Origin of the sequence: Sphingosinicella soli, assembly GCF_014199685.1 — a bacterium.
GTDB lineage: Bacteria > Pseudomonadota > Alphaproteobacteria > Sphingomonadales > Sphingomonadaceae > Sphingosinicella > Sphingosinicella soli.
Genome location: NZ_JACHNZ010000068.1, coordinates 1 through 8,685 on the forward strand (window position 1 = coordinate 1; position 8,685 = coordinate 8,685).

9 protein-coding genes and 1 pseudogene are annotated in these 8,685 nt (G+C 64.8%); 8 read left to right on the forward strand and 2 right to left on the reverse strand.

The features are described 5' to 3' along the window. Positions 1-307: 307 nt before the first annotated feature. Positions 308-994, forward strand: a complete 687-nt coding sequence (locus GGQ98_RS18895) for a hypothetical protein (protein ID WP_341534255.1) — start codon at positions 308-310, stop codon at positions 992-994. Further along, positions 918-2,279, forward strand: a complete 1,362-nt coding sequence (locus GGQ98_RS17680; protein WP_341534256.1) for a DUF3363 domain-containing protein — start codon at positions 918-920, stop codon at positions 2,277-2,279. The genes GGQ98_RS18895 and GGQ98_RS17680 overlap by 77 nt, the downstream gene beginning before the upstream one ends. A gap of 286 nt (positions 2,280-2,565) precedes the next feature. Here the strand turns inward: GGQ98_RS17680 and GGQ98_RS17685 are convergent, their stop codons facing one another. Together GGQ98_RS17685 and GGQ98_RS17690 are read right to left on the reverse strand one after the other, a co-directional pair. Further along, positions 2,566-2,925 (reverse strand): type II toxin-antitoxin system RelE/ParE family toxin, encoded by a 360-nt coding sequence (locus GGQ98_RS17685; protein ID WP_184071929.1) that lies wholly within the window; start codon positions 2,923-2,925, stop codon positions 2,566-2,568. Then, positions 2,922-3,212, reverse strand: a complete 291-nt coding sequence (locus tag GGQ98_RS17690) for a type II toxin-antitoxin system ParD family antitoxin (RefSeq protein ID WP_184071931.1) — start codon at positions 3,210-3,212, stop codon at positions 2,922-2,924. The genes GGQ98_RS17685 and GGQ98_RS17690 overlap by 4 nt, the downstream gene beginning before the upstream one ends. A gap of 253 nt (positions 3,213-3,465) precedes the next feature. On the opposite strand from GGQ98_RS17690, the gene GGQ98_RS17695 reads away from it, so the two are divergent. The 6 genes and pseudogenes from GGQ98_RS17695 to GGQ98_RS17720 form a co-directional block, all read left to right on the forward strand. After that, positions 3,466-5,493, forward strand: coding sequence for a conjugal transfer protein TraG (locus tag GGQ98_RS17695; RefSeq protein ID WP_184071933.1), 2,028 nt, complete (start codon positions 3,466-3,468; stop codon positions 5,491-5,493). A gap of 26 nt (positions 5,494-5,519) precedes the next feature. After that, the gene (locus GGQ98_RS17700) at positions 5,520-5,918 is read left to right on the forward strand and encodes a CopG family transcriptional regulator (RefSeq protein ID WP_481133355.1); all 399 of its coding nucleotides are present in this window, start codon (positions 5,520-5,522) and stop codon (positions 5,916-5,918) included. Further along, complete coding sequence (gene trbB, locus GGQ98_RS17705) at positions 5,915-6,934, forward strand: P-type conjugative transfer ATPase TrbB (protein ID WP_184071937.1); 1,020 nt, start codon at positions 5,915-5,917, stop codon at positions 6,932-6,934. Before GGQ98_RS17700 ends, trbB begins: the two co-directional genes overlap by 4 nt. Next, positions 6,903-7,238, forward strand: a complete 336-nt coding sequence (locus GGQ98_RS17710) for a TrbC/VirB2 family type IV secretion system protein (protein WP_184071939.1) — start codon at positions 6,903-6,905, stop codon at positions 7,236-7,238. The genes trbB and GGQ98_RS17710 overlap by 32 nt, the downstream gene beginning before the upstream one ends. Positions 7,239-7,288: 50 nt before the next feature. Then, on the forward strand, positions 7,289-7,519 hold the full coding sequence (locus tag GGQ98_RS17715) for a VirB3 family type IV secretion system protein (protein ID WP_184071941.1): 231 nt from the start codon (positions 7,289-7,291) through the stop codon (positions 7,517-7,519). Further along, a pseudogene (locus tag GGQ98_RS17720) lies at positions 7,513-8,595 on the forward strand (conjugal transfer protein TrbE); the annotation flags it as partial. The gene GGQ98_RS17715 and the pseudogene GGQ98_RS17720, both read left to right, overlap by 7 nt. Positions 8,596-8,685 lie beyond the last annotated feature (90 nt).

The window sequence follows — 8,685 nt, forward strand, 5'->3', positions numbered from 1 at the left end:
CACAGCGTCGAATAGCGTGCCTATTACTGTTATGGAGGAGAGATGACGATGACGAAGACTTGCAGAAAATCGAGCCCAAATAGGAGGGCAAGATAGAAGCAATATCTCGCGATATTGCATGTGATTGTCTGCACATCGATTTTTTAGGGGTTTCGCGAGACGCGCGAGTTTCGCGCGAGACACAGCCGTGTGGACGCACGGAATCGTGCGGGTTTCAGCGCCCAATCGCGAGACGCCTTGTCAAAATCCCTGGGTTCGCCATTCTTGCCGGCGGGGAGCGTCATTCCAGTGCGGAAGGACGCAAGATATGCACGACGACACGTTTACCCCGTGCCTTGGCCGGATGCGCGGCAACGCCGGTGAATCCCGCTATTTGTCGCAGGTGATGAAAGCCGCGGCGCGCGCGGGAAAACGCGGACCCGCCGCGGGCAGGCGCGGCAGCTTTGAGGGCAGTCGGATCGGCCGCGGCGCGAGCGTCGCGCGCGTGCTGCGGTCCGGCGACCGCCTTGCCGGGTTCCGCGCGCGCCGCGTGATCGTCAAGATGCGGCTCGTGATGCTTGCGGGCAAAGGCCTGGGCGGAGCGCGGGCGCACCTCGGCTATATCCAGCGTGACGGCGTGACCCGCGCGGGCGAGCCCGGCGCGCTCTATTCAGAAGGCAGGGACGCGGTCGATGGGAAAGCCTTCCTCGAGCGCGCGGGCGGCGACCGTCACCAGTTCCGCTTCATCGTCTCGGCGGAGGACGCCGACCAGTATCCCGACCTCAAACCCTTCGTGCGCCGGCTGATGCGCCAGATGGAACAGGATCTCGGGACCAGGCTCGACTGGGTCGCGGTCGATCATTTCAATACGGGACATCCGCACACGCATGTGATCCTGCGCGGCAGGGATGATCGCGGCGCCGATCTCGTCATCGCGCGTGACTATATTTCGCACGGGTTGCGCGCGCGCGGCGGACATCGTCAATCTCGATCTCGGGCCGCGCACCGATCTTGAGATCGAAGAGCGGCTGCGCAGCGATACGGGCGCGGAGCGATTGACCGCGATCGACCGGCGGCTCATTCGCGACATGGACGATATGCGCCTCGTCAGCGCGCGCCACATCGATCCCTTCCAGCAGGCGCTTCGCGCCAGCCGACTGCAGAAGCTCGCGCGCATGAACCTTGCGACCCATGTCGGCGGCGATAGCTGGCGCCTTGACGCCGATCTTGCGACGACGCTTCGCCGTATCGGCGAACGCGGCGACATCATCCGCACGATGCAGCGCGATCTCTCCGCCCGAAATCTCGAACGCGCAAGCGCTGATCGCGTCATCTACGATCCTGCCGCTGCGGACGCCCGGCCGATTGTCGGCCGCGTCCTCTCGCGCGGCCTCGCCGATGAGCATGCGGATCGTCACTATCTGCTTATCGATGGGATCGACGGGCGCGCGCATTACACGCCACTCGGAAAAGGTGAAGCGGTGGGAGCAATTCCCCTCGACGCCGTCGTCAGGATTACGCCGCGCGGGGGCGGCATTCGCGCCGCTGACCGGACCATCGTCGCTGTCGCCGCAGCGCATAGCGGTCGCTACACGATCGACGCGCATTTGAAGCATGACCCGAGCGCGACCGAGTCCTTCGCCGAGACGCACGTGCGGCGATTGGAGGCGATCCGGCGCGTCATGCGAAGCCTCGAGCGCGAACCCGATGGGGCCTGGATCATCACGCCCGATCACCTTGAGAAGGTGGAGCGGTTCGAAGCACGGCAGCTGCGTGAGCGTCCCGTCTCCCTCGAAATGTTGTCGGTCGTGCCCTTGGAGAGCCTTGTCGTTGCCGAGGCCGCGACCTGGCTCGACCGCGATCTCATCGCGGGCACGTCGGTACCGATACGCGACGCGGGCTTCGGCCGCGATGTGAACGCCGCGCGGGAGCTACGCCGCCAGTGGCTCATCGCCGAGCAGCTTGCCGAGGAACAGGACGGCCGGACCGTTTACCGAAGGAATCTGCTCGCGGCGCTGCAGCGGCGCGAGCTGCTGCGCGTCGGGGCCCGGTTGTCGGAAGAGCTCAGGCTGCCGTTCACCGAGGCCAAAACAGGCGATCAGGTCCAGGGCAGGCTGGTCCGCGCCGTGGAGATGACGAGCGGCCGCCATGCGCTCATCGAACGGTCGCGCGACTTCACGCTTGTGCCCTGGCGCGACATGCTCGAACGCCACGTTGGCAAGAGCGTCGCGGGTATCGTTCGGGAGTCCGGAATCAGCTGGACGATCGGACGTCAACGCAGCGGGCCGAGCATTTCGTGAAGACCATCGATTCGTCAAGACTGGCGTGTCGTCGGGATTTGGCCGAGACGTGCCGAAGGCGTCGGATCCAATCGCGTTAGGCGAAGGAAGACGCAGAGCGCCAAACGTTACCCGATCGGGACGCGCCGCACGTGCAACCGCTTATTTAAGCGATACCGACATTGCTTAAATAGCGCGCCCCTTCGTTAAGCGCCTTAACCTCTGCCTGAGAACGTATCTATCCGGTCAATACGTTCGGCCCAGCGTTGAACGAACAGGGCACGTTTTCCGCGCTCGACAGATAGCGTTACGCTTCGTCCAGATGGCGGTGGAGTTCCATCGCATCGTGAAGGACGCGCAACACGCCGACGGTCACGTCATCGACGATCGTATAGAGGATCAGATGCCGCGGCCGGCGCACACCCGCGCTCGCTGATCGCGCGCGTTCACGGCTGAGGCGAAGGTGCCACGAGCGAATATCGCCGCCGAGCTCCGGACGCGGGGCACTCCCCGGGCGTTCCGGGGCCTCGCTGATGTCGTCCAGCGCCGTGACGAGCAGCGCTTCGTAGCGTGTTCGTGCCTCCGGCCCGAATTCGCGTTCCGAATGTTCCAGAATATCGACGATGTCAGTCTCGGCCGCAGCAGCCAGACGGATCGTGCGGGTCAAGTGGTCCTGCCCGCGCGCTTTCCGGCCTCGACGCCGAGCCTGCCCATCGCCGCTTCAATGGCACCCGGCTTCACATCCCGAAACCGGCCCGAGGCGAGATCGGCAAGACCCACCTGTGCGGCCCTGCGCAAGGCGTCGAGCTTGAGTTCATCCTCGTTCTCGCGCTGCTCGACCAGCCGCAGGCCTTCACGCAGAACCTCGCTGGCATTCTGGTAACGCCCCGAATCCACCAGCATTTCAATCACATCCTGCTGATGGTCGGTCAGGACGACATTTCGTGTCGGCATCGTTCAATCCTCGCGCACCTCGGACTAGACTAATATAGGTTGATTGGCTGTATATGCCAATAACTTCGTGCCGAGCTAAAGGCTGATGATTGGTCCCGCTGCAGCGGGAGCGCCAAAGCAACCCATACAGCCATCCGCCTCGCACATGGCGGTGGAAATGCCGTTCCGGACGGCGGAGAGGCTATAACGCTGCCGAGTGAACCCGTGCGAGTCTTCTCCGGTCGGAACATTGCGTTCCCGCCGGAGCATTCTCATGACCCCCACCAGGCTTCTGATCGGTCAGATCTTTGTCGTTTTCGCGATCGTCGTCGGCGGCGTTTGGGCGGCGACACAGTGGTGCGCGGCAGCGCTCGGTTACCAGTCGCAGCTCGGCGACGCCTGGTTCGTGCTTGCGGGGACGCCGGTCTATAGGCCCTGGGCCATCTTCCCGTGGTGGTTCCACTTTGAAGCCTACGCACCCCAGATCTTTGACAAGGCGGGGATAATCGCCGCAGCGAGCGGCTTCCTCGGCTGCGGCGCGGCGATTGCAGGCTCGCTCTGGCGCGCGCGGCAGGGTACCAACGTCACCACCTACGGGTCGGCTCGGTGGGCAACCCGCCGGGAGATCGAGGGCGCCGGCCTGTTCAGGGATGCAGGCGTATTTCTCGGGCGTCTGCGCGGACGCTATCTCCGGCACGACGGCCCCGAACACGTCATGGCGTTCGCGCCGACACGAAGCGGCAAAGGCATCGGTCTTGTCATCCCGACGCTGCTCGGCTGGCCGGGGAGCGCGGTCATTCATGACATCAAGGGGGAGAACTGGCAGCTGACCGCCGGGTGGCGCGCGCGGTTCAGCCACGCCTTGTTCTTCAATCCGACTGATGCTGCGTCAGCGAGATACAATCCGCTCCTCGAGGTGCGGCGGGGCGAGCATGAAGTCCGCGACGTGCAGAACATCGCCGATATCCTCGTCGATCCGGAAGGCGCGCTCGAACGCCGCAATCACTGGGAGAAAACCAGCCACAGCCTTCTGGTCGGCGCGATCCTCCACATCCTTTATGCCGAAGAGGAAAAAACCCTCGCCCGCGTCGCAACATTCCTGTCCGATCCGCAGCGCACGTTCGTCGCCACGCTGAAGCGAATGATGTCCACCAATCACCTCGGCACAAAAGAGGCGCCGCAAGTCCATCCGGTTGTCGCCTCCGCCGCGCGCGAGATCTTGAACAAATCGGACAACGAACGCTCGGGCGTGCTCTCGACCGCCATGTCGTTTCTCGGGCTCTACCGCGACCCGACGGTTGCGGCCGTCACGTCCTGTTGTGACTGGCGTATCGCCGATCTCGTCGAGGCCGAGCATCCCGTGTCGCTCTACATCGTCATCCCACCGTCGGATATTTCGCGGACGAAGCCGCTTGTCCGCCTGATCCTTAATCAGATCGGACGGCGCCTCACCGAGCAGCTCGATGCAGGTCGCGCGCAAGCGAACGGCAGGCGTCAGCTCCTCATGATGCTCGACGAGTTTCCAGCCCTGGGACGGCTCGACTTCTTCGAGACGAACCTTGCGTTCATGGCCGGCTACGGCGTGCGCGCCTTCCTGATTGCGCAAAGCCTGAACCAGATCGAGAAGGCGTACGGCGAGAACAACTCCATCCTCGACAATTGCCACGTCCGGGTCAGCTTCGCGGCCAATGACGAGCGCACCGCGCGGCGCATTTCGGATGCGCTGGGGCAGGCCACCGAACAGCGCGCGATGCGCAACTATGCCGGGCACAGGCTCGCGCCCTGGCTCGCGCATGTCATGGTCAGCCGCCAGGAAACCGCGCGGCCGCTGCTGACACAGGGCGAGGTGTTGCAGCTGCCGCCGAGCGATGAACTCATCATGCTCTCAGGGCTCGCGCCGATCCGCGCGAAGAAGCTGCGCTACTTTGAAGATCGCAATTTCAAGCGCCGCGTGTTGCCGCCGCCCGTCATTGCAGAGGGCGCCGCGCGCGACCACCCGAAAGCACGCGCCGACGACTGGACCGGTCATGTGCGCACGCCCGACGCGCGGCTCGTCATTGCCGACGAAGACGTGAAGCCGGACAATCATGACGGGCTGGAGCAGCAGCGGCATCCGGGGATTGAGGAGACGACCAAATCGCCTGATCCTGCAAAGCCGGTCGATGCGCTCGGCCTGGAGAAGGACGAAACCGACCCGGCAACCGACAAGCGCGTAATGGACCAGGCGCGTGCGCGCGATGCGGTTATCCGCGCGCACGCGATCAACCAGTCCCGCGATTCCAAACCGCTGCCGAAATTCTGATGGGCAGAACAAGGAAACCGCCGCGCGTGCGCTACCAGCTTTTCCTGCCACAGGAATTGAGCCACCGGTTCGAAGCGCTTGCCGCACAGCCCGGCGCGTCCAAATCGGCGATCCTCGCCGATGCGCTCACCGCCTGGCTGGGTCGCCAAGCCGTGAGCGAGCTCGAGAACCGGTTCAGCGGGCGGCTCGATCGCATGTCGATGGCGCTGGGCCGCATCGAACGCGACGGCCAGGTTCTGCTCGAAAGCCTTGCTCTGTTCGTGCGCTACGAACTGATGGTGCAGGCGCCGCTCCCTGATGCCGATGAGGCATTGCGCGCAGTCGGCCGCGACCGTTTCAATGCCTTCGTCACGCGTGTCGGTGAGGCGATGGCGAGCGGCCGGCGCACGCTTGGCCCGCCTTCAACCGGCGGAGGCGAACGATGACAGACGACATTGCCGAGGGACGCAAGCGCGCCATGCTGCGCAGCGCTCTGGGGCCGACGATCGCGGCCGCGCTGGCCGATCCTTTGACTCAGGAGGTCATGGTGAACCCGGACGGTACGCTTCGTGTCGACCGTCTCGGCGAGGGGCGGATTGACACAGGCGTGCGGTTCGACCCCGCGCAGGTCGAGCGCATCGTTCGCCTGGTGGCGTCGCACGCGCGCGCCGAGGTCCACGCGGCGGCGCCGATCGTCTCGGGTGAACTCCCGCCCTGCGGCGAAGGGGCAGGAGAACGCTTCGAAGGTGTGCTCCCGCCGGTCAGCGTCGCGCCTTGCTTCTCGATCCGCAAACCCGCGGCAAGGATCTATACGCTCACCGATTATGTGACCGACGGCATCATGCCCGCCGACATGGCGCGGGTGCTGAGCCTCGCGGTTATCGAGCGCAGGAACATCCTCATTGCGGGCGGCACCTCGTCGGGCAAGACCACGCTCGCAAATGCGCTGCTCGCAGAAATGGCCGGTCTCGACGAGCGGGTGATCCTGATCGAGGATACGCGCGAGCTGCAATGCGCGGCGCCCGATGTCGTGGCGCTCCGCACGAAAGCCGGCACGGTGACGATGGCCGATCTCGTGCGCTCGACGCTGCGCCTCCGGCCCGACCGTATCATCGTCGGCGAGGTACGGGGCGGGGAAGCCCTCGATATGCTCAAAGCCTGGAACACCGGTCACCCGGGCGGCATCGCGACGGTCCATGCAAACAGTGCGCGTGCTGCGCTCGACCGGGTTGAGCAGCTGATCGCCGAGGCGGTCGTCACGGTGCCGCGGCGCCTGATCGCCGAAGCAATCGACGTGGTCGTGTTCATTTCGGGGCGCGGCCGCGCGCGCCGCGTCTCGCGCGCGGCCCGTGTCGACGGCATCGGACCGGACGGCGGCTACCGCCTCATCGACCTCATCGATTTTCTGCCGGATATTCAAGGAGACCGACATGCGCACGCTTCGCACGCAAGACTACTCTAAGCTTCTGTTCGTTCTCGGTATCGCCTCGCTCGGGCTTTTCATCGCGACCGGCGCCGAGGCCGCCGGCTCCGGCATGCCGTGGGAAGAACCTTTGCAGCAGGTGCTGGACTCGGTTCAGGGACCGGTGGCGAAGATCGTCGCTGTGATCATCATCATCGTCACCGGCCTGACGCTCGCGTTCGGCGAGACGGCGGGCGGCTTCCGGCGCCTGATCCAGATCGTTTTCGGCCTGTCGATCGCCTTTGCCGCCTCATCGTTCTTTCTGAGCTTCTTCAGCTTCGGCGGCGGAGCACTCATCTCGTGACCGGCCCAAATACCGACAACGCGCACCATATCGAAGGCTTCGAGGCGCCGATGCACCGCGCGCTCGCCGAGCCGATCCTGCTCGGCGGTGCACCGCGCGCCATCGCGATCGTCAACGGCACGGTCGCGGCAGCGCTCGGCCTCGGACTTCAGCAGTGGATCGCCGGGCTCGCGCTTTGGGCCATCGGGCATACGCTTGCCGTGTTTGCAGCAAAGCGCGACCCCGACTTTGCGGTCGTTCTGGTGCGGCATTTGCGGCAGAAGGGCCATCTCTCATGCTGATGCTGCACGAGTACCGCCGCCGCGCCGACCGGCTTGCCGATCATCTTCCGTGGGCGGCGCTTGTCGCCCCCGGCATCGTGCTGAACAAGGACGGAGGTTTCCAGCGGACGTTTCGTTTCCGCGGGCCGGACCTCGAAAGCGCCACCGAAGCCGAGCTCGTTGCGGCCTGCGCGCGCGCCAACAATATATTGAAGCGCTTCGGATCGGGCTGGGCGCTCCATATCGAGGCCGAGCGCCGTGAGGCGCTGGGCTATCCGGCGAGCCATTTCCCCGAAGCGGCATCCTGGCTGATCGATGAGGAACGGCGCGCAGGCTTTGAGGCCGCCGAGCAGCACTACGAGAGCCGTTATTTTCTGACGCTCACATTCCTGCCGCCGCCCGATCAGGCGGACACCGCGGGCCGCGCGCTCGTGGAGCGCAGCGACGATCTGAAGGGGCGTGACTGGCGGCAGGCTATGGGGCATTTCATTGCCGAGACGGACCGAGCGCTCGATCTGTTTTCAGGGTTTATGCCCGAAGTTCGCGCGCTAGATGACGCCGAGACGCTGACCTATCTCCACGGCACGATCTCGCAGCGGCACCATGCCATCGGCGTGCCGGAGACGCCGATGTATCTCGACGGGATCCTGGTCGATACGCCGCTCACCGGCGGGCTGGAGCCGATGCTTGGGTCCGAGCATCTCCGCACGCTCACCATCCTCGGGTTTCCAAACCTCAGCCGTCCCGGCATCCTCGACGCCCTCAATCACGAGGCGTTCAGCTATCGCTGGGTGACGCGCTTCATCGCGCTCGACAAAACGCAGGCGACAAAGGCGCTGACCCGGCTGCGCCGGCAGTGGTTCAACAAGAGGAAATCCATCACTGCGCTGCTGCGCGAGGTGCTCTACAACCAGCCCGCGCAGCTTCTCGACAGCGACGCCGACAACAAGGTGCTCGACGCCGATCACGCGCTTCAGGCGCTGGGCGCCGATCACGTCAGCTTTGGCTATCTGACCACGACGATCACGGTTGCCGACGCGGACCACGCCCGCGTCCAGGAGAAGGTCCGCGCGCTCGAGCGTATCGTTGGCGGCCTAGTTGTTTGATCCCAGGCTTTGATGGTGCATTATTCAGCCAGCAATGGAAGGATGCGCTATGGGACAGATACTCCATGGGAGCGCCACAAC